Origin of the sequence: Bradyrhizobium nivariense, from assembly GCF_029846695.2 — a bacterium.
In the GTDB taxonomy this organism is placed as follows: Bacteria; Pseudomonadota; Alphaproteobacteria; order Rhizobiales; family Xanthobacteraceae; genus Bradyrhizobium.
Genome location: NZ_JARWCR020000011.1, coordinates 1 through 24,356 on the forward strand (window position 1 = coordinate 1; position 24,356 = coordinate 24,356).

The 24,356-nt window shown below is 65.0% G+C and carries 20 protein-coding genes and 1 pseudogene; 14 read left to right on the forward strand and 7 right to left on the reverse strand.

Going from position 1 to position 24,356, the window contains the following annotated elements; all coding sequences use genetic code 11:
• Nucleotides 1-614 (forward strand): transposase (locus tag QCM77_RS11520; RefSeq protein ID WP_279683673.1); only part of this gene is annotated, 614 nt, incomplete at its 5' end.
• A 193-nt stretch (nucleotides 615-807) separates the two neighbouring features.
• Here the strand turns inward: QCM77_RS11520 and QCM77_RS11525 are convergent.
• Together QCM77_RS11525 and QCM77_RS11530 are read right to left on the reverse strand one after the other, a co-directional pair.
• Nucleotides 808-2,049, reverse strand: coding sequence for an ABC transporter substrate-binding protein (locus QCM77_RS11525; RefSeq protein WP_279683674.1), 1,242 nt, complete (start codon nucleotides 2,047-2,049; stop codon nucleotides 808-810).
• Between the two features lie 148 nt (nucleotides 2,050-2,197).
• A complete protein-coding gene (locus QCM77_RS11530) occupies nucleotides 2,198-2,554 on the reverse strand; it encodes a DUF1304 domain-containing protein (RefSeq protein ID WP_462804314.1) in 357 nt (118 codons plus the stop codon).
• A gap of 95 nt (nucleotides 2,555-2,649) precedes the next feature.
• Here QCM77_RS11530 and QCM77_RS11535 point away from each other — a divergent pair, with 95 nt between their 5' ends.
• Nucleotides 2,650-3,180 carry a methylated-DNA--[protein]-cysteine S-methyltransferase gene (locus QCM77_RS11535; protein WP_279666344.1) on the forward strand — a complete coding sequence of 177 codons (531 nt, stop codon included), beginning with the start codon at nucleotides 2,650-2,652 and terminating at the stop codon, nucleotides 3,178-3,180.
• A gap of 231 nt (nucleotides 3,181-3,411) precedes the next feature.
• Here the strand turns inward: QCM77_RS11535 and QCM77_RS11540 are convergent, their stop codons facing one another.
• On the reverse strand, nucleotides 3,412-6,201 hold the full coding sequence (locus tag QCM77_RS11540; RefSeq protein WP_279683676.1) for a [protein-PII] uridylyltransferase: 2,790 nt from the start codon (nucleotides 6,199-6,201) through the stop codon (nucleotides 3,412-3,414).
• A 188-nt stretch (nucleotides 6,202-6,389) separates the two neighbouring features.
• Between QCM77_RS11540 and QCM77_RS11545 the strand changes: the two are divergent.
• The 5 genes and pseudogenes from QCM77_RS11545 to QCM77_RS11565 all read left to right on the forward strand — a co-directional run bounded on the left by QCM77_RS11545 (nucleotide 6,390) and on the right by QCM77_RS11565 (nucleotide 10,525).
• A pseudogene (locus tag QCM77_RS11545) lies at nucleotides 6,390-7,360 on the forward strand (aliphatic sulfonate ABC transporter substrate-binding protein).
• Between the two features lie 110 nt (nucleotides 7,361-7,470).
• On the forward strand, nucleotides 7,471-8,316 hold the full coding sequence (locus QCM77_RS11550) for an ABC transporter permease (protein WP_279683688.1): 846 nt from the start codon (nucleotides 7,471-7,473) through the stop codon (nucleotides 8,314-8,316).
• Nucleotides 8,317-8,319: 3 nt separating this feature from the next.
• Nucleotides 8,320-9,105 (forward strand): ABC transporter ATP-binding protein, encoded by a 786-nt coding sequence (locus QCM77_RS11555; protein ID WP_279683690.1) that lies wholly within the window; start codon nucleotides 8,320-8,322, stop codon nucleotides 9,103-9,105.
• A gap of 54 nt (nucleotides 9,106-9,159) precedes the next feature.
• Nucleotides 9,160-9,669 carry an OsmC family protein gene (locus QCM77_RS11560; protein WP_279666350.1) on the forward strand — a complete coding sequence of 170 codons (510 nt, stop codon included), beginning with the start codon at nucleotides 9,160-9,162 and terminating at the stop codon, nucleotides 9,667-9,669.
• Between the two features lie 55 nt (nucleotides 9,670-9,724).
• Nucleotides 9,725-10,525 (forward strand): hypothetical protein, encoded by an 801-nt coding sequence (locus tag QCM77_RS11565; protein ID WP_279683691.1) that lies wholly within the window; start codon nucleotides 9,725-9,727, stop codon nucleotides 10,523-10,525.
• A 95-nt stretch (nucleotides 10,526-10,620) separates the two neighbouring features.
• Here the strand turns inward: QCM77_RS11565 and mutS are convergent, their stop codons facing one another.
• A complete protein-coding gene (gene mutS, locus QCM77_RS11570) occupies nucleotides 10,621-13,359 on the reverse strand; it encodes a DNA mismatch repair protein MutS (protein WP_279683692.1) in 2,739 nt (912 codons plus the stop codon).
• A 216-nt stretch (nucleotides 13,360-13,575) separates the two neighbouring features.
• Between mutS and pcaF the strand changes: the two genes are divergently transcribed.
• The 6 genes from pcaF to QCM77_RS11600 all read left to right on the forward strand — a co-directional run bounded on the left by pcaF (nucleotide 13,576) and on the right by QCM77_RS11600 (nucleotide 20,309).
• Nucleotides 13,576-14,784 carry a 3-oxoadipyl-CoA thiolase gene (gene pcaF / locus QCM77_RS11575; RefSeq protein ID WP_279683694.1) on the forward strand — a complete coding sequence of 403 codons (1,209 nt, stop codon included), beginning with the start codon at nucleotides 13,576-13,578 and terminating at the stop codon, nucleotides 14,782-14,784.
• Nucleotides 14,785-14,924: 140 nt separating this feature from the next.
• Nucleotides 14,925-15,818, forward strand: a complete 894-nt coding sequence (locus tag QCM77_RS11580) for a dioxygenase family protein (RefSeq protein WP_279683695.1) — start codon at nucleotides 14,925-14,927, stop codon at nucleotides 15,816-15,818.
• Between the two features lie 128 nt (nucleotides 15,819-15,946).
• On the forward strand, nucleotides 15,947-16,648 hold the full coding sequence (pcaH, locus tag QCM77_RS11585) for a protocatechuate 3,4-dioxygenase subunit beta (RefSeq protein WP_279665329.1): 702 nt from the start codon (nucleotides 15,947-15,949) through the stop codon (nucleotides 16,646-16,648).
• Nucleotides 16,649-17,239 (forward strand): protocatechuate 3,4-dioxygenase subunit alpha, encoded by a 591-nt coding sequence (gene pcaG, locus QCM77_RS11590; protein WP_279683696.1) that lies wholly within the window; start codon nucleotides 16,649-16,651, stop codon nucleotides 17,237-17,239.
• Between the two features lie 241 nt (nucleotides 17,240-17,480).
• A complete protein-coding gene (locus QCM77_RS11595; protein ID WP_279683698.1) occupies nucleotides 17,481-19,172 on the forward strand; it encodes a methyl-accepting chemotaxis protein in 1,692 nt (563 codons plus the stop codon).
• 45 nt (nucleotides 19,173-19,217) lie between these two features.
• Nucleotides 19,218-20,309: a phosphotransferase gene (locus QCM77_RS11600; RefSeq protein ID WP_279683823.1), complete on the forward strand. Its 1,092-nt coding sequence runs from the start codon at nucleotides 19,218-19,220 to the stop codon at nucleotides 20,307-20,309.
• Between the two features lie 167 nt (nucleotides 20,310-20,476).
• Here the strand turns inward: QCM77_RS11600 and QCM77_RS11605 are convergent, their stop codons facing one another.
• The 3 genes from QCM77_RS11605 to QCM77_RS11615 are packed head-to-tail and all read right to left on the reverse strand — an operon-like array spanning nucleotide 20,477 to nucleotide 23,700.
• Nucleotides 20,477-22,033: an MDR family MFS transporter gene (locus QCM77_RS11605; RefSeq protein ID WP_279683699.1), complete on the reverse strand. Its 1,557-nt coding sequence runs from the start codon at nucleotides 22,031-22,033 to the stop codon at nucleotides 20,477-20,479.
• 28 nt (nucleotides 22,034-22,061) lie between these two features.
• Nucleotides 22,062-23,225: an HlyD family secretion protein gene (locus tag QCM77_RS11610; RefSeq protein WP_279683701.1), complete on the reverse strand. Its 1,164-nt coding sequence runs from the start codon at nucleotides 23,223-23,225 to the stop codon at nucleotides 22,062-22,064.
• Nucleotides 23,218-23,700 (reverse strand): MarR family winged helix-turn-helix transcriptional regulator, encoded by a 483-nt coding sequence (locus QCM77_RS11615; RefSeq protein ID WP_279683702.1) that lies wholly within the window; start codon nucleotides 23,698-23,700, stop codon nucleotides 23,218-23,220. Before QCM77_RS11615 ends, QCM77_RS11610 begins: the two co-directional genes overlap by 8 nt.
• A 149-nt stretch (nucleotides 23,701-23,849) precedes the next feature.
• Between QCM77_RS11615 and QCM77_RS11620 the strand changes: the two genes are divergently transcribed.
• Nucleotides 23,850-24,344, forward strand: a complete 495-nt coding sequence (locus QCM77_RS11620; protein WP_279683703.1) for a Fur family transcriptional regulator — start codon at nucleotides 23,850-23,852, stop codon at nucleotides 24,342-24,344.
• Nucleotides 24,345-24,356: the final 12 nt, after the last annotated feature.

The window sequence follows — 24,356 nt, forward strand, 5'->3', positions numbered from 1 at the left end:
AGATCAAGCAGCAGCGCAAGGAGCGCGAAGAAAAGCGCAGCAATGGCAAGAAGCCGAAGGAGGCACGTGCGTCGACGACGGACGCCGATGCACGCGTCATGAAGATGGCCGACGGCGGCTTCCGCCCTGGTTATAATGTGCAGGTGGCGAGTGCGGCCGGCGAGCAGTTCGTCACTGACATCAAGGTATGCAACACCGGGTCCGACCGCGGGCTGATGCGGCCCATGCTGGAGCGGCAGCGCACGCGCCCTGGCGGTCTGCCCAAAGACCACCTCGTCGATGGCGGCTTTGGCAGTGCCGAGGATATCGAATGGGCGCACGCCGAGGGCATCGACATCTTTTGTCCGCCCACTCAATCCAAGCACGGTACCGATCCCTACCTGCCGCGACGCGGCGACGGCCCCGGGGTACTGGCTTGGCGCGCGCGGATGGCGAGCGACGAGGGCAAGGCCCAGTACAAGCCCCGTTCGATATGCGAGTGCATCCATGCCCGCTGGCGCAACTGGAACCTGCGGCAATTGACCGTGCGCGGCATCGAAAAGGTCCGTGCCGTCGTGCTCTGGTACGCGCTCACCAACAACATCACGCAAGCCAACCGCCTCGCCAGCGCATAAGCGGGAGTTCATCGACAAACTCGAGCCTCAAACTGCCGTTTGCCACGACGAGCACTTGCCACATCGCTCCAAAACTCCGCAGAACGCCAAATGCGTCACAAGCTCTCAGGGTGACGGTGATCGATTGGGCCACCCCCCAAAAAAAATCGGCGGCCTGGAGGCCGCCGATCGTGTCGCGGAATTCAAGCAACCACTAACCCGCCGGCCCCGCATCCTCCATGATCGGTCCGAACAGCTCCCAGCGTTCGCCGTTGAACTTCATCATCTGCATCTGCTTATTGACGCGGTAGTCGTTCGGCCCGGTGTTGATCTTGATGCCGGGCAGCGCGAAGCTGGGCGTGAAGTCCTTGATGTTGGCGACTTGCTTCATGACATTTTCGCGCGACAGGTCGTCGCCGCACTGTTTCAGCACTTGCGTCAGCAATTCGGCGACTGAATAAGCATAGGTGTTGACGGTGTTGAGCTTGTCGCCTTCGGGGAAATACTTGTCCATGAAGGCGAAGAACGCTTTCACACCCGGATCGTCCTTCCACTGCGGATCGCCCGGCTCCTTGCCGTATTGGGTCGAGATGATGCCCTTGGAGATGTCGAGGCCGGCCGGCTTCAGCGTCGCCGAGATCGGGCTCGCATTGATGTCGAGGATGTGTACCGGCGCCCAGCCGAGGTCGGCGAGCTTCTTGATCGCCTGGGCCGCGAATTTCGGCGTCGAAGCATCAAAGAACACGTCGACGCCCATCGACTTCAGCTTGACGACCTGCGAGTCGACGGTCGGATCCGTGACTTCGTAGGACAGCTCGCCGACGATCATACCGGCGGCCTTGTCGCCGAGCCCGCTCTTGAGGCCCGCGAGATAGTCGCGGCCCATGTCGTCGTTCTGGTAGAGCACGCCGATCTTGGCATTCGGATGCTCCTTGAGAATGTACTTGGCGTAGATGCGTCCCTCGGACACGTAGTTGGGATTGTAGGCGATGGTCCAGGGATAGTTCTGGGGATCGTTGAAGCGCGCGGCGCCGGTCGAGGCCAGGAGCTGCGGGATCTTCTTGCCGTTGAGATATTTTTGCACGGCGGCGTTTGCCGCGGTGCCGATGATCTGGAAGGTGAAGAGGACCTCGTCGCCTTCGACGAGCTTGCGCACCTGCTCGACCGTCTTCGGCGGCGAATAGGCGTCGTCATACTGGATCAAGTTGATCTTGCGGCCGTTGATGCCGCCCTGATCGTTGATCATCTTGAAGTAGGCGGCCTGGGTCTTGCCGATATTGGCGTAGACGGAGTAGGCGCCGGAGAACGGCACGGTCTGGCCGATCTTGATTTCGGTGTCGCTAGCGCCGGTGTCGTATTTCTTCTGGGCGAGGGCCTGACTTACGAAGGCCTGGCTGGCGGAGAGCGCGAAGGCGAGCGCGGCCGTGGCTGTTATGAAGGCTCTGCGATTGGTCATATCGGGTCGTTCCTCCTGACGGAATTTTCGGCCGATGGTCTTTTCCGTTGATTGCAACGGTCGCCATCGCTGCCGAAGATTGTGGAGGAACGTTCGCCGCCGCGCAAGGATCGCGGCGCTGCGCCGAAGCGTCTCAGGCCAACGAGTTCTAGGCGAGGAACAATGCCACCAGCGCGATCGCCGCCGGCAGCGCCTGCACCATCAGGATGCGCGTGCTGACGGTCGCCGCGCCATAAGCGCCGGCCACGATCACGCAGAGCAGGAAGAACGCCTTGATCTGGAACGCGAAGGCCGGATTGCCGTGCACCAGACCCCAGACCAGGCCGGCGGCCAGGAAGCCGTTATAGAGCCCCTGGTTGGCGGCCAGCACCTTCGTGGTCGCTGCCTTCTCCGGCGTGTTGCGGAAAACCTTCAGGCCCTGCGGCTTGTCCCAGAGAAACATCTCCAGGATCAGGAAGTAAGCGTGCAGTGCGGCGACCAGCGCCACCAGGATATTCGCGATCAGAATCAAGTTGAGCCCCCAAAGCGTCAGCTTTCGGGTGGACGTTAGCATGGCCGGCATGGCAAGTGCGACGTGTGTTTCGATGCAAAGGTGTCGCAATGGCCGCTCGATCAGCACATCCGCCCGAGAGTTTTGGTCTCGATCGCCTGGCAACGCCGATCGGGACGGCGTTGCTCGTCACCGACACCGAAGGTGCGCTGCGCGCGCTCGACTGGGACGACTACGAGGATCGCATGCGCGAGCTACTGCGGCTGCATTACGGCGCGGTGGATCTGCGCGAGCGTTCCGCGCCGGCTGCGGTGAAGGCCGCGCTGTCGGGTTACTTCGCGGGCGACCTTGCGCAGCTCTCGTCGGTCGCATGGCGAATCGCGGGCACGCCGTTCCAGCAAAAGGTCTGGACCGCGCTTGCGCAAATTCCTGTCGGCACGACGCTCAGCTATGGCACGCTCGCCGCAAAGATCGACATGCCCAAGGCCGTGCGCGCCGTCGGCCACGCCAACGGCTCCAACCCGATCAGCGTGGTACTGCCCTGTCACCGCCTGATCGGCGCAAATGGCTCGCTGGTCAAGTACGGTGGCGGGCTGGAGCGCAAGCGCTGGCTGCTGCGGCATGAGGGGGTGGAAGTCTGAGCCGAAGCATCAGGTACTATTGGGGTTGATCCTCGGAGTCCCTTGTTTCCAGGCAGCCCATTCCTCCGCATCTCGAAGTGAGACGAAATCAGAGATCGGAATGTCGGCAAGGTCGGCGCGGCGCTCGATTAGGCGCCATCCGCCCTGTTCGAGTCGTTGGATGATGAAAAGACTCGACCGGAAGAAAATCAGCCATAGGTCAACAAGCCTTTTGGGGTCGAGAGATTGGTCTCACGCCGCAGGCTGAACCGCCTTGTCGCCGGCCATCACGTGGGTCAGCGCGCTCTTGATCGCGGCCTGGCGTGTCGGCGCGCTGATCTGTGCGCCCAAGAGGTCGGTGACGTAGAACACGTCGCGGGCGCGTTCGCCGAAGGTCGCGACATGGGCGGACGCAATGTTGAGGTTGAGCTTCGAGATCGCAGTGGTGAGCTCGTAGAGCAGGCCGGGGCGGTCGAGGCCGGAGACCTCGATCACGGTGTAGCGGTCGGACCATTGGTTGTTGATGGTCACTTCCGGCTCGATGACGAACGGCCGCGCCTTGCCGCGCACGGTGCGCCGCGCCACCACTTCGGGCAGGCGCAGCTTGCCTTCCAGCACGTCCTCGATCATCTCGCCGATGCGCGTGGCACGCCGTCCCTCGTCCTCGTCGCGGTCGTATTCCCTGGAGATCGAGATCGTGTCGAGCGCGCGGCCGTCGGTCGTGGTGTAGATCTGGGCGTCGACGATGTTGGCGCCGGCCGACGCGCAGGCGCCTGCGATGATCGAGAGCAGCCAGGGATGGTCGGCGGCGAAGATCGTGAGCTCGGTGACGCCGCGCACCTCGTCGAAGCCGACATTGATCGCGAGCTTGTGGCCGGCCTGCTCGCTGGAGCGGACGAAGCGCGCGTGGCGGATCTTGCGCGGCAGCTCGACCTTGAGCCAATAGGCCGGATAGTGCCGGCCGATATAGGCATCGAGCTCCTCCGTCGGCCATTCGGCGAAGGCGATGCGGAATTCGGCGTGTGCGGCTGCGAGGCGCTTTCCCCGGTCGACTTCCGAGAAGCCGCCGGTCAGCACCGGCTCGGTCTCGTAATAAAGAGAGCGCAAAAGCTGCGCCTTCCAGCCGTTCCACACGCCGGGACCGACGCCGCGGATGTCGGCGGTGGTCAGGATCGTCAAGAGCTTCATCTGCTCGACCGACTGCACCACGGCGGCGAAATTCTCGATGGTCTTGCGGTCGGAGAGATCGCGCGACTGTGCGACCGTGGACATCGTCAGATGCTCCTCGATCAGCCAGGCCACGAGCTCGGTGTCGGCCGGACTGAAGCCGAGCCGCGGGCAGAGCCGTCGCGCCACCTTGGCGCCGGCGATCGAGTGATCCTCGGGCCGGCCCTTGGCGACGTCGTGCAGCAGCGTCGCGATGTAGATCACCGACCGATGCTCGGGCCGGCTCTTGCGCATGAGGTCGCTGGCGAGCGTAAACTCATCGCTGCCGCCGCGCTCGATGTCCTGGAGGAAGCCGATGCAGCGGATCAAATGCTCGTCGACAGTGTAGTGATGATACATATTGAACTGCATCATCGAGACGATCTTGCCGAAGGCGCGGATGAAATGGCCGAGCACGCCGGTCTCGTTCATCCGCCGCAGCACGATCTCGGCGTTGTCGGAGGTCAGGATCTCCATGAACAGCCGGTTGGCTTCGGGATTTTCGCGCAAGCTCGCGTTGATCAGGCCGAGCGAGCGCGTCACGTCGCGCATCGCGTCCGGATGGAAGGCGAGGTTGTTCTTCTGCGCCAGGCGGAAGATGCGGATCAGATTGACCGGATCGTGCTTGAAGATGTCGGGCGCGGCGACGTTGATGCGGTTGTGGTCGACGATGAAGTCGTCGCTGTCAGGCACGCGCCGCTTCACCGGAGTGGGGCGCAGCCGCGCCATCATCCGGCTTAGGACCGGCGCGGGCTTGGCCTGCTGGTCCTCGAGCTTGGCGCAGAGGATGGCGGTGAGGTTGCCGACTTCCTTGGCGACCAGGAAGTAGTGCTTCATGAAGCGTTCGACGTCCTGCATGCCGGGATGCGAGGTGTAGCCGAGCCGGACCGCGATCTCGCGCTGGAGGTCGAAGGAGAGGCGCTCTTCAGCGCGGCCGGAGTAGAAGTGCAGATTGCAGCGTACCGACCAGAGGAAGTCGGCGCAGCGGCGGAAGGTGCGGTATTCCTGCACGTCGAACACGCCGCGCTCGACCAGCTCGTCGGTGTCGCGGACGCGATAGACGTATTTGGCGATCCAGAACAGCGTGTGCAGGTCGCGCAGGGCGCCCTTGCCGTCCTTGACGTTGGGCTCGACCAGATAGCGCGACTGGCCACCGCGACGGTGGCGCTCCTCGCGCTCGGCGAGTTTTGCGGTGACGAATTCCGACGCGGTGCCTTGCACGACTTCCTTGTCGAAGCGCGCAACCAGCTCCTCATAGAGCGGCTTGTCGCCGGTGAGGAAACGCGTCTCCAGGATCGCGGTGCGGATGGTCATGTCGCCGCGGGCCTGGCGGATCGATTCATCGACCGAGCGCGTGGCGTGACCGACCTTCAGCCCCATGTCCCACAGGCAGTAGAGGATGGCTTCGGCGACCTGCTCGCCCCAGGCGGTCTGCTTGTAGGGCAGGATGAACAGGAGATCGATGTCGGACTCGGGAGCCATCAGGCCGCGGCCATAGCCGCCGGTCGCCACCACTGCCATGCGCTCGGCGCCGCTCGGGATCGGCGAGCGGTAGAGATGGCGGGTCGCGGCCGAATACAGGATGCGGATGATCTCGTCCTGCACGTGGCACAGCCGCTCGGCGCAACGCCGGCCGTGACGGTCCTTCAGCAGGATCGTCTGTGCCGCGGCGCGCGCCGCAATCAGTTCGGCCTTGAGCAGTTGCGCCATGGCCGTGCGGAACGCGTCCTCGCGTCCCTGGTGCTTCTCGGCAAGCGCATCGACCGCGGCGGTGATCCGCGCGGTGTCGAAGCGATCGTCCACCTCGGCCTTGTGCTCAGTCGCGACGCTGTCCATGTCTCACCGGATATAAGAGGCGGCAGGCGCTGTCACCCGCCATTCTCCGGCAATAGTCGTTCCATGCTGGAAACCTGCGGCTTTGGGCAAAGCTGTTCTCGGCCGGCGCGCTTTCGAGGGGCGGATTTTCTCGTTGACCTCTAGATATAACTCATTGAAAAACAATGAAATTTTTGAAGAGGCTGGGCATGACCAGGATTGCACGACGCATACTGCTTACGGGAGCTGTGGCTCTTGCTTTGACCCCTGCCGCGCGGGCGACGGATCCGCTCAAGGAAATCCGTATCGACTGGGCGACCTATAATCCGGTGTCGATGGTCCTGAAGCAGAAGGGGCTCCTGGAAAAGGAGTCGCCAAGGACGGTATCACCGTCACCTGGGTGCAGTCGGCCGGCTCCAACAAGGCGCTCGAATTCCTCAATGCCGGCTCGATCGATTTCGGCTCGACCGCGGGCTCGGCGGCACTGGTCGCCCGCATCAACGGCAACCCGATCAAGTCGATCTACGTCTATTCGCGTCCCGAATGGACGGCGCTGGTGACGGCCAAGGATTCCAAGATCGCAGGCGTGGCCGACCTGAAGGGCAAGCGCGTCGCGGTGACGCGCGGCACCGATCCGCACATCTTCCTGGTGCGCGCGCTGCTTGGCGCAGGCCTCACCGAAAAGGACATCACGCCGGTGTTGCTCCAGCATGCCGACGGCAAGACCGCGCTGATCCGCGGCGACGTCGATGCGTGGGCCGGGCTCGATCCGATGATGGCGCAGGCCGAGGTCGAGGACGGCGCAAAACTATTCTACGGCAAGGCCGGTGCCAACACCTGGGGCATCCTCAATGTGCGCGAGCAGTTTTTGAAGGATTATCCCGACGCCGCCCGCCGCGTGCTCGTGGTGTACGAAGAGGCGCGCAAATATTCGCTGGCGAACTACGACGAGCTGAAGAAGACCTTCATCGCGGTGACCAAGCTGCCGGACGCGGTCGTCGACAAGCAGCTCAAGGAGCGCACTGAGCTCACCCACAGCCGCATCGGCGCGCCCCAGCGCGAGTCGATCCTCGCCGCCGGCCTCGCCCTGCAACAGGCCGGCGTCGTCGACGCCAAGGTCGACGTGAAAGCGACGCTGGATGCGTTGATCGACGACCAGGTCCCGCTGCCGACGAATTGAGGTCGGTTGTAAGAGCGAAAGCGACGCAACATCATCACCTTCGCCGGGGCGACTGCTGAGAGCTTGGTAATACTGTTGCAATCCCTGACGAGAGGCGCTTCCTACCGGCCATGATCTCCGACGCGCCAGTCTTGCAACAATCTTCGGAACCGGCCGAAAGTGTCGCCGCGCCTTCGCGCATCGCCCGCTATGCATGGCCGATGCTGGGTGTGTTGCTGCCGCTCACCCTCGCGCTCGGTTGGGAGTTCCTGGTCTGGCTCGGCTGGTCCAACGGCCGGCTGGTGCCGCCGCCCTCGCGCGTGTTCGCCACCATCACTGATCTTGCCCGCTCCGGCGAGTTGGTCCGTCATATCGCCGCGACGCTGTGGCGCGTCGGCCTCGGCTTTGCGTTCGGCGTCGCCGCCGGCACCTTGCTCGGCGCCATTTCCGGCTATTGGTCGCTGGCGCGGCGGCTGCTCGATCCGACCGTGCAGGCGCTGCGTGCGATCCCTTCTCTGGCCTGGGTGCCGCTGTTCATCCTCTGGCTCGGCATCTTCGAGACCTCCAAGATCGCGTTGATCGCGGTCGGCGTGTTCTTTCCGGTCTATCTCGGCGTGATGGGCGCGATCCTCATCGTCGATCGCAAGATCGTCGAGGTCGGTCGCATCTTCCGTCTCTCCGGGCCTGCCATGATCCGCCGCATCCTCTTGCCCGCGGTGCTGCCGGCCTATGTCGTCTCCTTGCGCGTCGGCCTCGGGCTTGGCTGGATGTTCGTGGTGGCGGCCGAATTGATCGGCGCCTCCGAAGGCCTCGGCTATCTCCTGCTCGACGGTCAGCAGCTCGGCAAGCCCGCGCAGATCCTCGCTGCGATCGTGATCTTCGCCATTCTCGGCAAGCTCACCGACTGGCTGATCGAGGTCGGGGCGGCGCCGTTCCTGCGCTGGCAGGACGCTTTCGGGCGCACGAAGGGAGCTTAAGTCATGCTGGCGGTCGACCGGGTCAGCAAGACCTATCGCAACGGCGTGCAGGCGCTGGCGCGCTTTTCCGCCGAGATCAGGCAGGGCGAGATCGTCGCCATCATCGGTGGCTCCGGCTGCGGCAAGTCCACGCTGCTGCGCGCCATCGCCGGCCTCGACCGCGCCAGCTCGGGCACGGTGACGCTCGACAGCGAGGCGATCGCCTCGCCGCACGCCAAGATCGGCATCATCTTCCAGGAGCCGCGGCTGCTGCCCTGGCTCAGCGTCGCCGACAATATCGGCTTTGGTCTTGCCGATGCGCCCGCGACTGAGCGGCGCGAGAAGGTGGCGCGCGCGCTCGAGCGTGTCGGGCTCGCCGAGAAGGCGCAGTCCTGGCCGCGCGAGCTCTCGGGCGGGCAGGCACAGCGCGTCGCGATCGCACGCGCGCTGGTGCCGCAGCCCGAGGTGTTGCTGCTCGACGAGCCGTTCTCGGCGCTCGATGCCTTCACCCGCCGGGATCTCCAGGATCACCTGCTCGACCTCTGGGCCGACACGCGGCCGACGCTCATCCTCGTCACGCATGACGTCGACGAGGCCGTGGTGCTGGCTGACCGCGTGCTGGTGATGCGGCCGCGGCCGGGCCGGCTGTTCGACCAGATCGAGATCAATTTGGGCCGGCCACGCGACCGCAATTCGCCGCTGTTCGAGAATTTCAAGCGAAGTGTGCTGACGTCACTCGACCGCTCGCTCGACCGCAGCGTGCCCGACCGTGACGCAACCCAGGGTCCCGGTCAGGCCATGTGGTGGTGACAACTCGCCTCCGAGCCGGTACATCGGCAGGCGTATTTTCCGGGAGAGAACAAGATGGACGCCGCAGAACTGCGCCAGATGCAGGCCCCGATCAAGGAACGCTACAAGACCGATCCCAAGACCGCGATGATCACGCTGAAGGCCAAGGGCTCGACGGATAGCGATGGCATCGCCTGCAAGGTCGAGACCGGCCGCGCCATCGCAATGGCCGGGCTTCATCCCGCGACCGGCGGCTCCGGCCTCGAGCTCTGCTCCGGCGACATGCTGCTCGAGGCGCTGGTCGCCTGCGCCGGCGTCACGCTGAAGTCGGTCGCGACCGCGATCGAGGTGCCCTTGAAGACCGGCAATGTTTACGCCGAGGGCGATCTCGATTTTCGCGGCACGCTTGGCGTCGACAAGGAGACCCCGGTCGGCTTCGCGGAGATACGCCTGCGCTTCGAGGTCGACACTGATGCGCCGCAAGACAAGCTCGATCTGCTACTCAAGCTCACCGAGCGCTATTGCGTGGTCTATCAGACCATCAAGAACGGCCCGAAGGTTTCGGTGTCGATGCAGCGGATGTAGTTCTCTTACCGTCCCTGGAGGGGACCGCCCCTCCAGGGACGGTAAGAAGCCAAAAATGCCCCCCGAGCTCCACTTCATCCTCCTCCTCGTTCTGCGCATGGCGATTGCCGCGGCATTCGTCGTGTCAGCGTCGTTCATTGCCGAGCGCACCGGTCCGGTGATTGGCGGACTGGTGGCGACCTTGCCGATCTCGGCCGGCCCTTCCTATGTCTTCCTCGCGCTCGACCATGACGCCCCCTTCGTCGCGCAAGGCGCGCTGTCGAGCCTCCCGGTCAACGCGGCGACGATCTTCATGGCGCTCACCTATGTCGTGCTGGCGCAGCGGCACAGCATGGCAGTGAGTTGCGGCAGCGCCTTCGCGGTCTGGATCGCGCTTGCCTCCATCATCCGCATGTTCGACTGGACACTCACTGCCGGGCTCGCCGTGAACTTCATCGCGTTCGGCATCTGCATTCCGCTGCTGGCGGGTTACCGTCATGCGAAGATGCCGCTGGTGACGCGCCGCTGGTACGATATCCCGTTCCGCGCCTCGCTGGTGGCAACGCTCGTCGCGATCGTGGTCTCGACCTCGGGCTGGGTCGGCCCGCGCATCAGCGGCATCATCGCGCTGTACCCGGTCGTGTTCTCCAGCATCATGGTGATCCTGCATCCGCGCATCGGTGGTCCGCCGACCGCCGCCGTGCTCGCCAACTCCGCCTGGGGCTTGCTTGGCTTCGGGATGGCGATCGCGGTGCTGCACGCCGGCGCCGCCAATTACGGCTCCGCGATCGGCCTCAGCCTCGCGCTCACCACCTGCATCGTCTGGAATCTGACGCTGTGGTGGAACGGGCGAAGGAAGCGGATGGCGGCGGCATAGGTGCGCAGGGGGGTAGCGAAGCGTAACCCACCTCTTTAGCTCCTGCGGTGACAGAAGTGGTGGGTTACGCTCCGCTAACCCACTCTACGGCACCGTCACTGCTTCGGCAGCTTGGCCTTCAACGCATACAGCGCATCGAGCGCCTCGCGCGGCGACATCTCGTCCGGGTGCAGGGCCTTCACCGCGTCCATCAGCAGCTCGGCCTCGCTCGGCGGCGCGGCCTCGGCTGCTGCGCGCGAGGGCACGGCGAACAGCGGCAGATCGTCGGCGAGTGCGCGCGCGGTCTGGCCGCGGTCCTGGGCTTCCAGCTTTGCCAGCACGGATTTCGCGCGCGTGATCACGGCCGGCGGCAGGCCGGCGAGTTTTGCGACCTGGATGCCGTAGGAGCGGTCGGCCGAGCCCGGCAGCACCTCGTGCAGGAACACGACGTTGCCCTGCCACTCCTTGACGCGCACCGTCGCGTTGAACATCCGCGGCAGTTTTGCCGAGAGCGCGGTCAACTCGTGATAATGCGTCGCGAACAGCGTGCGGCAGCGGTTGCTCTCGTGCAGGTGCTCGATCGCGGCCCAGGCGATCGAGAGGCCGTCGAAGGTCGCGGTGCCGCGGCCGATTTCGTCAAGGATCACGAGCGCGCGCTCGCCGGCCTGATTCAGGATCGCCGCGGTCTCGACCATCTCCACCATGAAGGTGGAACGGCCGCGGGCGAGATCGTCGGCGGCGCCGACGCGCGAGAACAGGCGGTCGATGATGCCGATCCGCGCGCGTGTCGCCGGCACGAAGCTGCCGATCTGGGCGAGCAGCGCAATCAGCGCGTTCTGGCGCAGGAAGGTCGATTTGCCGGCCATGTTGGGGCCGGTCAGCAGCCAGAGCTGCCCCGATTTTTGCGCCGGCGCAGGCGAGAGGTCGCAGGCATTGGCGATGAACGGCTCGCCGTTGCGCTTCAGGGCCTGCTCGACCACGGGATGGCGGCCGGCCTCGATGGCGAAGCCGAGGGAGGAGTCCACCTCTGGCCGCACGTAATTCTCGTCGATCGCGAGCTTTGCCAGCGACGTCGCGACGTCGAGCAGCGCAAAGCCGTGGGCGGCTGCACGCAGATCCTCGCTGATATCGAGCGCCTTGGCGCAGAGCCGTTCAAAAATCTCGAGCTCGAGCCCGAGTGCGCGATCGCCCGCATTGGCGATCTTGGCTTCGATCTCCCCCAGCTCTGACGTAGTGAAGCGCACCTGGCCGGCCAGCGTCTGGCGGTGGATGAAGGTCGCGTTCAGCGGCGCCGACATCAGCTTGTCGCCGTGCTGCGCGGTGACCTCGACGAAATAGCCGAGCACGTTGTTGTGGCGGATTTTGAGACCCTTCACACCCGTGTTGTCGGCGTAACGGGCCTGCATCGAAGCCACCACCAGGCGCGAGGCGTCGCGCAGGTTTCGCGTTTCGTCCAGCGCAGGCTCATAGCCCTGACGAACGAAGCCGCCGTCGCGCTTGATCAGCGGCAATTGATCGTCGAGCGCTCTGGCGAATTCCGTCGCGAGCTCGCGCGATGGCCTTTGCAGCGCCGCCATCACCGCGGCGATCTCCTGCGGCGGCTGGTCGAGCTCGCCAAGCCGCGTCAGCACCTGGTCGGCGGCGATGATGCCGTCGCGCAGGCCGGCGAGGTCGCGCGGGCCGCCGCGGCCGACCGAGAGACGCGCCAGCGCCCGCGACATGTCGGGCGCGCCGCGCAGGATGCTGCGGATGTCCTCGCGCGCGGCCGAGTCGGCAACGAAGCTGCCGACGGCATCGAGCCGCCGTGCAATTGCCGCCGCATCGGTCAGCGGCGCGGCAAGCCGCTGCGCCAGCAGGCGCGAGCCGGCCGAGGTCACCGTGCAGTCGATCGCATCGAGCAGCGAGCCGCGGCGTTCGCCCGCCAGCGTCCGCGTCAGTTCGAGATTGGCGCGCGTCGCCGGATCGATTGCCATGGTCGCACCCGATGCCTCGCGCGCGGGCGGCGATAGCGGTGGATGTTTGCCGACCTGGGTGCGGTCGACATAGGTGACGGCCGCGGCCGCGGCGGTGGCTTCGAGGCGCGAAAGCTGCGCCAATCCGTCCATGGTCGCGACGGCAAAATAGTCGCACAGCCGCTTCTCGGCGGTGGCGCCGTCGAAAACGTCGCGGGTCAGCGGCGTCACCGCCGGCAGCTCGCGCAGGGTCTGTCCGAGCTCGCTGTCGTTGTAGAGCGCGTCCGTGACGATCACCTCGTTCGGATTGATGCGCGCCAGCGTCGCGGCGAGCTCTCCGCCCGAACATTCCGTTACCATGAATTCGGCAGTCGAGATGTCGATCCAGGCGAGGCCAAAGCGGTCACCGCCCGCCGACGAGCGAGCGCGCGCGAGCGCCATCAGGTAGTTGTTGGCGCGCGCATCGAGCAGCGTGTCCTCGGTCAGCGTGCCCGGCGTGACCAGCCGCACCACGCCGCGGCGCACGACGCTCTTGTTGCCGCGCGCCTTGGCGGCGGCGGGATCCTCGGTCTGCTCGCACACCGCGACCCGGTGCCCGGCGATGATCAGCCGGTGCAAATAATCCTCGGAACGCTCGACCGGCACGCCGCACATCGGGATATCGGCGCCCTGATGCTTGCCGCGCTTGGTCAGGACGATGCCGAGTGTCCTGGAGGCGATCTCGGCGTCCTCGAAGAACAGCTCGTAAAAGTCGCCCATCCGGTAGAACAGCAGGAGGCCCTGATGCGCCGCCTTGATTTCAAGGTACTGTTCCATCATCGGCGTGATGCGCGCGGCAGCTTCCGCCTGCGGCGCGGGCGTATCGTCGGGGGGCGGTACAGGGATCGGTTGTTGCATTGTCATGGGCGGCGCAACCTACAAAATTTCGCCCCGCGCTCCTATCGCTTTGGCCGGGGAGGGGAGGTTTTCCACGTTGTCCGCACCGCGGCATGCGCCAGTGGCGTGCGCACCCCTCGGAACACGCGCGTATCGGTCAATTGACCTGCCGCGGGCGCCCTCCTAAAACTCCGTCGACATTGAAGAATTTAGGCCGGATCGCGGCATTCAGGGAGAACAACGATGCGTGACGTCTTTATCTGCGATGCCGTGCGGACCCCGATTGGCCGTTTCGGCGGCTCGCTCGCCAAGGTGCGTGCCGACGACCTGGCCGCTGTCCCGATCAAGGCGCTGATGGCCAAGCATCCCAATCTCGACTGGGCACAGGTTGACGAGGTCTTCTTCGGTTGCGCCAACCAGGCCGGCGAGGACAACCGCAACGTCGCGCGCATGGCGCTGCTGCTGGCGGGCCTGCCGGATTCGGTTCCCGGCCAGACCCTGAACCGGCTCTGTGCCTCCGGCCTCGATGCGGTCGGCGCCGCTGGCCGGGCCATCCGTTCCGGCGAGATCGAGCTTGCCATTGCCGGCGGCGTCGAATCCATGACCCGCGCGCCGTTCGTGATGGGCAAGGCGCAGGAAGCGTTCTCTCGCTCGGCCGAAATCTTCGACACCACCATCGGCTGGCGCTTCATCAATCCGCTGCTGAAGGCGCAGTATGGCGTCGACGCGATGCCGGAGACCGGCGAGAACGTCGCCGAGGAATTCCAGGTCTCGCGCGCGGACCAGGACGCCTTCGCCATCCGCTCGCAGCAGCGCGCGGGCGCCGCGATCGCCGCTGGTTACTTTGCTGAAGAGATCACGCCGATCACCATTGCCGGCGGCAAGGCAGGTCCTGTTACGGTGGACAAGGACGAGCATCCGCGCCCCGAGACCACGCTCGAAGCTCTGACGAAGCTCAAGCCGATCGTGCGCAATCCCGGCACGGTGACCGCCGGCAACGCCTCCGGCGTCAATGACGGCGCCGCCGCGATGATCCTGGCGTCCGAGGCTGCCGTGAAGAAGCACGGCCTGACGCCGCGCGCCCGCATCCTCGGCCTCGCCTCGGCCGGCGTGCCGCCGCGCATCATGGGCATCGGCCCGGTGCCGGCCACCCGCAAGCTGATGGAGCGGTTGGCTAAGAAGATCGGCGATTTCGACCTGATCGAGCTCAACGAAGCCTTCGCCTCGCAGGGTATCGCCTGCATGCGCCAGCTCGGCGTCGCCGACGATGCCGATTTCGTCAATCCGCATGGCGGCGCGATTGCGCTCGGCCATCCCCTCGGCATGAGCGGCGCGCGCCTCGTGCTCACCGCCGTGCACGGCATGGAAAAGCGCGGCGGCAAGCTCGCGCTCGCCACCATGTGCGTCGGCGTCGGTCAGGGCGTGGCTGTCGCGATCGAGAAGCTGAATTGACGGGACGCGTGGCGTTCCGTCATCCCGGAGCCGCCCGCAAGGGCGGAATCCGGGATCTCGAGATTCCCCGGTGCGCAATTGCGCACCTGAGGTCTGGTCCTTGGGACCTTCCCGGACTGACAGGGTAGAGGGATCGACCCATGATCATCGCGCGCGAGCAGGACGTCACGGCCGCGGCATTGGCCGTGATGGAGCAGACATCCGATCCCCGGCTGCGCCAGATCATGGTCTCCCTGGTCAAGCATCTGCACGGTTTTGTTCGCGACGTTCGCCTGACCGAGAAGGAATTCCGCGACGCCACGGCTGTTATCGCCGAGCTCGGCAAGCTCTCGAGCGACACCCATAACGAGGTCGTGCTGATGGCGGGCTCGCTTGGCGTCTCGCCGCTGGTATGCCTGCTGAACAATGGCGATCAGGGCAATACGGAGACTGACCAGTCGCTGCTCGGACCGTTCTGGCGGTTGAACTCGCCGAGGGTCGAGAATGGCGGATCGATCGTCCGCTCCGAGACGCCGGGCGCGACGCTGTTCGTCAACGGCCACGTCGTGGACAAGGACGGCCGTCCCGTCGCCGGCGCAGAGGTCGACGTCTGGCACGCGTCGCCCGTTGGTCTCTATGAAAACCAGGACCCCGAGCAGGCCGACATGAACCTGCGCGGCAAGTTTACGACCGATCAGGACGGAGGCTTCTCTTTCCGTTCCGTGATGATGGTCGGCTATCCCATTCCGACCGACGGCGTGGTCGGCCGCCTCCTGAAGGCGCAGAGCCGTCACCCCTATCGTCCCGCGCATCTGCACGCCCTGGTCTTCAAGCCCGGATTCAAGGTGCTGATCTCGCAGGTCTACGACCCCGCCGATCCGCATATCGATAGCGACGTACAGTTCGGCGTGACGAAGGCGCTGCTCGGTAAGTTCCTGCGTCACGATTCGCCGCATCCGACCGCGTCCGACGTCGCGACGCCCTGGTATTCGCTCGACCACACCTACCGGCTCGAGACCGGAGAGGCCGTGTTGCCGCGGCCGCCGATCAAATAAGGTACCTATGCGGGATGCCGGGCACGTAGGAGGCCCGCTAAACTCGCTTCCCTAGATTAGTTATATTCTATAATGATCGGCGGAAGCGTTGACCGGCTGGACCAAAATGGCCGGGGAGGAGTTCGCCAATGACATTCATCTATCCCGTCGACAGCAACAAGGCGCATCCGCTGCCGCTGTCGCCCGAGTACAAGAGCTCTATCAAGCGCGCGCCGAACCAATCCTTGATCCCGATGCGCCACACGCTGTCGGAGCTGACCGGTCCAGTCTACGGCCACGAGACCGTGCGCGCGGGCGACAACGACCTCACCACTCAGCACACCGGAGAGCCGCTCGGCGAACGCATCATCGTGCACGGCCATGTGCGCGACGAGGACGGCCGCGGCGTGCCGAACTCGCTGGTCGAGATCTGGCAGGCCAATTCCTGCGGCCGCTACGTTCACGTCCGCGACCAGCATCCGGCCCCGCTCGATCCGAACTTTACGGGCGCCGGCCGCACCGTGAGCGACGCCTCCGGTTACTATCGCTTTGTCACGATCAAGCCTGGTGCGTATCCCTGGGGCAACCATCACAACGCCTGGCGTCCCGCCCACATCCATCTCTCGGTGTTCGGCCATTCCTTCGTCACGCGCCTCGTGACGCAGATGTACTTCCCGGCCGATCCGCTATTCCCGTTCGATCCGATCTTCAATTCGGTGCCGGACGAGAAGGCGCGGGCGCGGATGGTGTCGTCGTTCGATCTCGAGAACACCCAGCCCGAATGGGCGCTGTGCTACCGCTTTGACATCGTGCTGCGCGGCAAGAACGCCACGCCTATGGAGAACCATTAAGTGCAGGACAATGGGATCACGCCATCGCAGACGGTCGGCCCGTTCTTCAAATACGGCCTGACGCCGACCGGCGACTACGCATGGAACGACGCGTTCACGAACTCGACGCTCACGTCCGATGTCTCCGGCAACCGCCTCCGCGTCGAAGGCCGGGTGTTCGACGGTGATGGCGTCGCCGTGCCGGATGTCATGCTGGAGATCTGGCAGGCCGATGCGCAAGGGCGCTTTGCCGACCCGCAGGACAAGCGCGCGCTGCCGAACGCAAGCTTTCGCGGCTTTGCCCGCTGCGGCACCGACAAGGACGGCAATTATTCCTTCGAGACCATCAAGCCGGGCGCGGTGCCCGATCCCGACGGCAAGCCGCAGGCACCGCACATCCTGCTTGCGGTGTTCGGTCGCGGCATGCTGCGGCATCTCTATACCCGCATCTATTTCAGCGACGAGGCCGGCAATGCCGCCGATCCCGTGCTGGCGCTGGTGCCGGCCGACCGCCGCGCCACGCTGGTCGCGACGCGCGAGGCCGGCAAGCCGGTTTACCGGCTCGACCTGCGTTTGCAGGGCGACGACGAGACGGTGTTCTTCGACGTGTGACCTCCAGCGTCGTCCCGGACAAGCGCAACTCTTGGCAACGCGTAGCGTTGTCCAGGGCGGCCCGCCGATCCGGGACGATGGCGGAGGAGGGCCCAACTTTCGCTGCCCGAAACCGCTCCCCTGACGCCGTTTCCCGTAGTTTTCCGGAGTTCGCGTGATGCAATTTCCGCGCGAAGCAATCCCGTGTTTACCGTAATCCTTTAGGGTCCGTTGGATTCGGCGCGGCCCATCGGATTGTTCCATGAAAATTCGCCTTTCGCTTTCCTCCGCGATCATTGCTTTCGGCGTCGTTCTGGCCATCGGCTTTACCGCCGTGGTTTCGACCAGCCTCTACGCCTTGAAAGAGCTCAAGGTCGGCGGCCCGCTCTATTCCGATATCAAGCTCGGCAACGACCTCATCGCGGACATCCTGCCGCCGCCGGAATATGTGATCGAGGCCTATCTCGAGGCGACGCTGGCCATGCGCGAGCCGGACCAGCTGGCGGCCCATGGCGAACGCCTGATCCAGCTCCGCAAGGATTACGACGAGCGCAAGGCATTCTGGGTCACCTCCAGCCTCTCGGCCGACCTGAAGACGGCCCTGGTGTCGAAATCCGACGCCGAGGTGCAGAAGTTCTGGAAGCTGTTGTCCGACCAGCTCCTCCCCGCCCTCAAGGCCAAGGACACGGCCGCCTCCGAGCGCGCCTACGCGCAGCTCAAGGATGCCTACACCGCGCATCGCGCCGTCATCGACAGCATCGTCGAGAGCGCCACCAAGCAGAATGCCGACATGGAGAAGCTGGCCGCGGACCGCGACAGCTCCATGCTCTATATCCTCCTCGGCGTTTCCGCTGCCGTCCTGGCCTTCATTGCCGCAGGTTTGCTCGGCGTCGCACTTGGCGTGGTGCGCCCGATCGTGCGCATGACGGGTACGATGCAAACGCTTGCGACCGGCGATCTCGCCGCCGACATTCCTTTCGCGCACCGCCAGGACGAGGTCGGCTCGATGGCGGGCGCGCTGCTGGTGTTCAAGCAGGCCGCGGTCGACAATGCCCGGCTGCGCGAGGAGCAGTTGCGCAAGGAGCAGGAGGCGGCGCTCGCCAAGCGCGGTGCCCTGCACCAGATGGCCGAGACCGTCGAGCGCGAGACCGGCCGCTCGGTCGACACCGCGAGTGCGGCGACGCAAGGCGTCGAGCGGGCCGCCTCCGGCCTGTCCGACATCGCCCGATCCCTCTCCGCGCAGTCGCAGGCGGTTGCCGCGGCCTCCACCCAGGCTCTCGGCAGCTCGCAGACCGTCTCGGCGGCGGCCGAAGAACTCAGCGCCTCGATCCGCGAGATCGCAACCCAGGTCGCGCGGACCAGCACGGTCACAAAATCGGCGGTCGCCGGTCGTGAACAGGCGCGCTCGACCATCCAGGCGCTGGCCGGATCGGTCAAGAAGATCGCCGAGGTCTCCGACCTCATCGGCGGCATCGCCGGCCAGACCAATCTGCTGGCACTCAACGCCACGATCGAGGCGGCGCGCGCCGGCGAGGCCGGCCGCGGCTTTGCGGTGGTCGCCGCCGAAGTGAAATCCCTGTCCGACCAGACCGCCAAATCCACCGAGGAGATCACGCGGCTGATTGCCGAGATCCAGGCTTCGACGCAGGCCGCGGTCGATGCCGTCGAAACCATGGGAGGCCATATCGTCGAGATCGACGGCGTTGCCACCTCGGTTGCCGCCGCGATGGAAGAACAGGACGCCGCGACGCGGGAGATCACGCGCTCGATCTCCGAATCGGCTTCCGCTGCGAAGGAGGTTTCGGCCAAGATCGGCGATGTCAGCCGCGACGCCGCCTCCGTGAACGAGCGCGCCGCGGAGGTCAGGCAGGCGATCGCCGGCATGGCGGCGAATCTCGAACAGCTCCGGTCGGTTGTCGTCAGGACCGTGCGCGAGTCGACCGCTGCGGCTTAAGCAGGCGCCATCTGCCGCTGGTGCCCGAACCTGCGATCGTGCAATATAGCGCGGCACGGGGGCATCGTGGCTTTCATGACAGATCCGCAACTGCCGGCGGTCGCCGAGCCCGCTTATCTCACGACCGCACTGCGCAAGGCCGGCGCACTCGATCGCGGCGTCGTCCGCGAAGTGAAGGTGCTGCACCAGCGTGACACCCTCGTGTCGCACATCGTCCGGCTCGGCCTGCGTTATGTCGGGGAGTCCGACGGCGCCCCGCAATCGCTGATCCTGAAGACGGCGCACGCCGCCTTCGCCAAGACGCTGGCACATGGCGGGCGGCACGAGGTCGCGTTCTATACGCAGCTCGCGCCGAAAATGCCGCCGGGGCTCGTGCCGCGCGGCTTCGACGGGCATTTCGACGAGGAGGGTCAGACCTGGCATCTCCTGCTCGAGGACCTCACCGACAGCCATGAGATCGCGACGCAATGGCCGCTGCCGCCCGCGCGCGAGCAGGCGATGGCGATCGTCACGACGCTGGCCCGCATGCATGCGGCGTGGTGGGATCATGAAAGTCTCGGCGAAACCGTCGGTAGCTGGATGAGCACCGACGACAACGTGAGACTGATGGAGACGTTCGCCGGTCACTATGATCGTTTCGCCGATCTCCTTGGCGACCGTCTCAGCGAGGAGCGGCGCACCCTCTACCGCCGCTTCATCGAGCAGTCGGGCCGGTTGTCTCAGCGCTACCATTCACGCCGGCATCTCACCATTGCTCACGGCGATGCCCACATCTGGAATTTTCTGCTGCCGCGCGCGGGTGTCACGGATACCGTGCGCATTTTCGATTTCGACCAGTGGCGCACCAACGTGCCGACCGGCGACCTCGCCTATATGATAGCGACACAATGGTATCCGGAGCGCCGGCAGGCGCTCGAGCGGGCGCTGCTCAACCGCTATCACGAGACGCTGATCGCGCACGGTGTCAGCGGCTACACCCGCGGCGCGCTCGACCAGGACTATCGCCGGTCGGTGCTCTGGCACATTACCAAGCCGGTCTGGCAATGGAGCATCAACATCCCGCCGGTGATCTGGTGGAATAATCTGGAGCGCGTGATGATGGCGGTCGAGGATTTGGGTTGCGAGGAGTTTTTGTAACTGCTCGCGCCAAAAAATGGTGTCGTCCCGGCGAAGGCCGGGACCCATAACCCCAGAGAGAAGTTGTAGCGCGAGCTGCTAACTCCGAGTATTCGCCAAACCCAATCCTGTGGCTATGGGTCCCGGCCTTCGCCGGGACGACGGCGGAGATTGACGCTCCGGCACAACTACTCCATCACCGCATGTTCCGGCCCGGCCGCCTGCTTGCGCAGCGTGGCCTTGGTCGAGCCGATCAACAGAGCGAGCGGGATGGTGCAGAGGATGAAGAACATCACGAGCTGGTAGTCGTGCGCAAACGCGATGATCTGCGACTGCACGCTGACCATGCGATCGGCCATGGCGCGGCCGGCGTCGGTGGAGAGATTGATCATGCCACTGACGCTCGGCATCTGGAGCGCGTGGTTGAACGGGTTGATGTGCTCGGACAGGATCGCGTAGGTCTTGCGCGTGCCCTGCGTCAGCTGGGCGATGACGATGGAAATGCCGACCGAGCTCGCAACGTTGCGCATCAGGGTCAGCATCGCGGTACCGTCGGTGCGCAGCTGGTTCGACAGCGTCAGGAACGCCACAGTCGAGAGCGGCACGAAGACGAGGCCGAAGCCAAAGCCCTGGATGATGCTGACGGTCACGATCTCCGGCACCTGGGTCAGGTCGGTCCATCCCGTCATCTGGAACAGTGAGCCCGCGGTCAGCGCCAGGCCCGTGATGATCAGCGTGCGGGCCTCGAAATAGCGCATCATGCGGCCGACCAGCATCATGGCGAAGAAGGTGCCGAAGCCGCGGCTCGCCAGCAGCAGGCCGGCGGTGATGATGGGGTAGCCGATCACGTTCTGCATGTAGGGCGAGGCCAGCGCCATGGTCGAGAACAGCACGAGCCCCATCACGACCATGAACATGCAGCCGGTGACGAAGTTGCGGTCCCTGAAGAGCGCGAAGCGGATGAACGGCGTCGAGGTCGTGAAGGAATGCGCGATGAAGAAATAGAAGGCGACGGCCGAGACGATGAATTCCGCGATGATTTCACTCGATTCGAGCCAGCCCAATTGCTCGCCGCGGTCGAGCGCGAGCTGAAGCGAGCCGATCGCGACCGCCAGCGCCGCGAAGCCGAACCAGTCGAACTTGAGACTGAGATCCTTCCGGGTCTCGTCCATGAAGATGATCAGCCCGATCACGGTGATGGCGCCGAACGGCAGATTGACGAAGAACACCCAGTGCCAGGAATAGGTTTCGGTCAGCCAGGCGCCGAGCGATGGACCCATGATCGGTCCCATCATCACGCCCATGCCCCAGATCGACATCGCCTTGGCGCGCTCCTGCAGCGTGTAATAGTCGAGCATCACCGATTGCGACAGCGGCACCAGGGCGGCGCCGAACACGCCTTGCAGCAGGCGGAACAGCACCATCTGGTTGATGTCCTGCGCAAGCCCGCACAGCACCGACGCAAAGGTGAACCCGGCCGAGCAGATGATGAAGATGCGCTTGCGGCCGAAGCGGTTGGCGATCCAGCCCACCGGCGCCGTCATGATCGCGGCAGCGACGATGTAAGAGGTCAGCACCCAGTTGATCTGGTCCTGCGAGGCCGACAGCGTGCCCTGCATGTAGGGCAGGGCGACATTGGCGATGGTGGTGTCCAGCGCCTGCATGATGGTCGCCGTCATGGCGCAGATCGTCACCATGTTCCGGCGCAGGCCGGGGACCATCAGGCTGGCATTGGGGCCGGACATCGGATCGGTCCTTGTCTCAGTCTTTGTCTTAGTCTTTTTCCTGGCCCGCGGTCGCCGACAGGCCGAGCAGGCCGGCGAGCGAGCGCCGATGGCCGGTGTCGATGGTGGCGTAGACGCTCATGCCGGCCTTCAGCTTCCGCACGTATTTGTCGGTCTCGTCGAAATAGATGCGGATCGGCACGCGTTGCACCACCTTGACGAAATTGCCGGTGGCATTCTGCGGCGGCAGGATCGCGAATTGCGCGCCGGTGCCGGGCGAGAGCGAGCCGATCTTGCCCTTGAAGACGTGGTTCGGGAATGCGTCGACCTCGAGCGTGACCGGCTGCCCTTCGGTGACGTAGGTGAGGTCGCTTTCCTTCGGATTGGCGTCGACCCAGGGGTGGGCGACATCGATGATGGAGAACACCGGCGTGCCGGCGGTGACGTAGCGGCCGAGCTGAATCTGCTCGACCTGCGTCGCAACGCCGCCCATGGGTGCCCGCACGACGGCATGGTCGAGATTGCGCTCGGCATTGTCGAGCTTCGACTTGGCCTGTGCGTAAGCCGGGAATTTCTCCAGCGGCAGGTCGGTGTCGCCGAGTAGTTGCGTCTTGGCCGTCGAGATCTGCTGCTTGACGTATTGCGCGATGGAGCCGGACGTCACCAGCGCGTTCGCCGCGTTGTCGAGGTCGAGTTGCGAGCCGTAGCTGTTCTTCACCAGCGCCTGCTTGCGCTCGACGTCGCGCTGCTTCAGGTCGACGCCCCGCTGGGCGAGATCGAGCATGTCGCCGTAGATCTTGATGTTGGCGCGGAGATTGTCATAGGTCGACTGCGCCTGCATGAGCTGCGCTTTGGCATCGTCCACCGCGAGGCGGAACGGCACGGGGTCGATCTCGAACAGCTCGTCGCCCTGCTTGACGAGTTGACCCTCCCTGACGACGACCTTCTCGATCTTGCCGGAGATGTCGGGAGTCACCAGCACCTTCTGGGCGCCGACATAGGCGTCGTCGGTGCCGACGTAACGGCCGCCATTGAGATAGAAGGTGAAACCGGCAACTGCGACGACGATCGGCAGCACGACCAGGAGCAGGACGCGGCGATAGCGGCGCAGGCCCGCCACCAGGCGGCGGCGCGGATTGGTACCGGCTTTCTTGGTGGGCTTGCCGCCGTCGATCTTCTGCTCGGGCTGGAACTTGAGGACTTGATCAGCCATAGCGCTGCTCCTTACGCGCTTGTTCCGCTCCGCTGGTCTGGATCGCGGTACGCACGTTTTCCTTGATTGTTTCGAGCTGGGTGAGGAGGCGATGGGCGTCCGCCGGGGTAATGCCGTCGAGCGCGTTGGCCGTGAGTTCGGATTTCAGCCCGCTCATCCGTCCGAGCAACTGCCGCCCGGCCTTCTTCAGGTACAGCCGCTTGACGCGGCGGTCCGAAGGATCGCTGCGGCGCTCGATCCAGTTACTGCCGCAGAGCTTGTCGATCAGGCGCGTCAGCGTGATCGGCTGCACCTCGAGAAGCTCGGCGAGCTCCGACTGCTTCATGCCTTCGCTGCGCTCGACCTTGGCCAGCACCGCCCATTGCGCGCGGGTGATGCCGAAGCGCGAGGCCTCCTTGTCGGCGTAGACCCGCAACAGGCGATAGAGCTCGGCGAGCGTAAACAGGAAGTTCTGGTCCACGGGCCCGCGGCTCATGAGCATGGTCTCCAATAAGCTTGGGATATAATAAGCAAGCTTATGATTATTTCATGGCGGGTTAGCGGGACGCTGTCCCGCAGGACGAGCATGGCTGATCGCCGGTCCTGCTTTGGGTTCCCCATCAGAAATGCTAGAACGCCGGTCCCATGACCCTCGCAAAGCCGGCATTTCCCGCGCCCGACCACGATCACGGCCGCTGCACTGCGGATGCGCTGGCGCATGCCGAGGCTGTCTGCGAGCAGCGCGCGCAGAAATTCACGCCCATACGCCGCCATGTGCTGGGGGCGCTGCTCTCGAGCCACCGCCCGCTCGGCGCCTATGAGGTGATCGACGAGCTGGCGAAATCGATGCCGCGGCCGGCGCCGATCACGGTCTATCGTGCTCTCGATTTCTTGATGGCCAACGGCCTCGTGCACCGCATAGAAAGCCGCAACGCCTATCTCGCCTGCGCCGCCCACGACCATGACGCGACCTCGGCGGTAACGTTCCTGATCTGCGAGCGCTGTGGCCTGGTCGGTGAGATTCCGTCGGCGTCGTTCGCCAAGGAACTCAACGCCGCCGCGCGCAGCTCAGGCTTCGCGCCCAAATTGTCCGTGGTGGAAATCACGGGCGTCTGCGCGCATTGTCAGAAAGCTGCATAAAGCAACAACGGC

Coding starts and splice junctions, on each gene's coding strand:
- QCM77_RS11525 (WP_279683674.1), bottom strand. CDS start 2,049: ATGACCAATCGCAGAGCCTTCATAACAGCCACGGCCGCGCTCGCCTTC.
- QCM77_RS11535 (WP_279666344.1), top strand. CDS start 2,650: ATGGCCGCTCGATCAGCACATCCGCCCGAGAGTTTTGGTCTCGATCGC.
- QCM77_RS11540 (WP_279683676.1), bottom strand. CDS start 6,201: ATGGACAGCGTCGCGACTGAGCACAAGGCCGAGGTGGACGATCGCTTC.
- QCM77_RS11550 (WP_279683688.1), top strand. CDS start 7,471: ATGATCTCCGACGCGCCAGTCTTGCAACAATCTTCGGAACCGGCCGAA.
- QCM77_RS11555 (WP_279683690.1), top strand. CDS start 8,320: ATGCTGGCGGTCGACCGGGTCAGCAAGACCTATCGCAACGGCGTGCAG.
- QCM77_RS11560 (WP_279666350.1), top strand. CDS start 9,160: ATGGACGCCGCAGAACTGCGCCAGATGCAGGCCCCGATCAAGGAACGC.
- QCM77_RS11565 (WP_279683691.1), top strand. CDS start 9,725: ATGCCCCCCGAGCTCCACTTCATCCTCCTCCTCGTTCTGCGCATGGCG.
- mutS (WP_279683692.1), bottom strand. CDS start 13,359: ATGACAATGCAACAACCGATCCCTGTACCGCCCCCCGACGATACGCCC.
- pcaF (WP_279683694.1), top strand. CDS start 13,576: ATGCGTGACGTCTTTATCTGCGATGCCGTGCGGACCCCGATTGGCCGT.
- QCM77_RS11580 (WP_279683695.1), top strand. CDS start 14,925: ATGATCATCGCGCGCGAGCAGGACGTCACGGCCGCGGCATTGGCCGTG.
- pcaH (WP_279665329.1), top strand. CDS start 15,947: ATGACATTCATCTATCCCGTCGACAGCAACAAGGCGCATCCGCTGCCG.
- QCM77_RS11595 (WP_279683698.1), top strand. CDS start 17,481: ATGAAAATTCGCCTTTCGCTTTCCTCCGCGATCATTGCTTTCGGCGTC.
- QCM77_RS11605 (WP_279683699.1), bottom strand. CDS start 22,033: ATGTCCGGCCCCAATGCCAGCCTGATGGTCCCCGGCCTGCGCCGGAAC.
- QCM77_RS11610 (WP_279683701.1), bottom strand. CDS start 23,225: ATGGCTGATCAAGTCCTCAAGTTCCAGCCCGAGCAGAAGATCGACGGC.
- QCM77_RS11615 (WP_279683702.1), bottom strand. CDS start 23,700: ATGAGCCGCGGGCCCGTGGACCAGAACTTCCTGTTTACGCTCGCCGAG.
- QCM77_RS11620 (WP_279683703.1), top strand. CDS start 23,850: ATGACCCTCGCAAAGCCGGCATTTCCCGCGCCCGACCACGATCACGGC.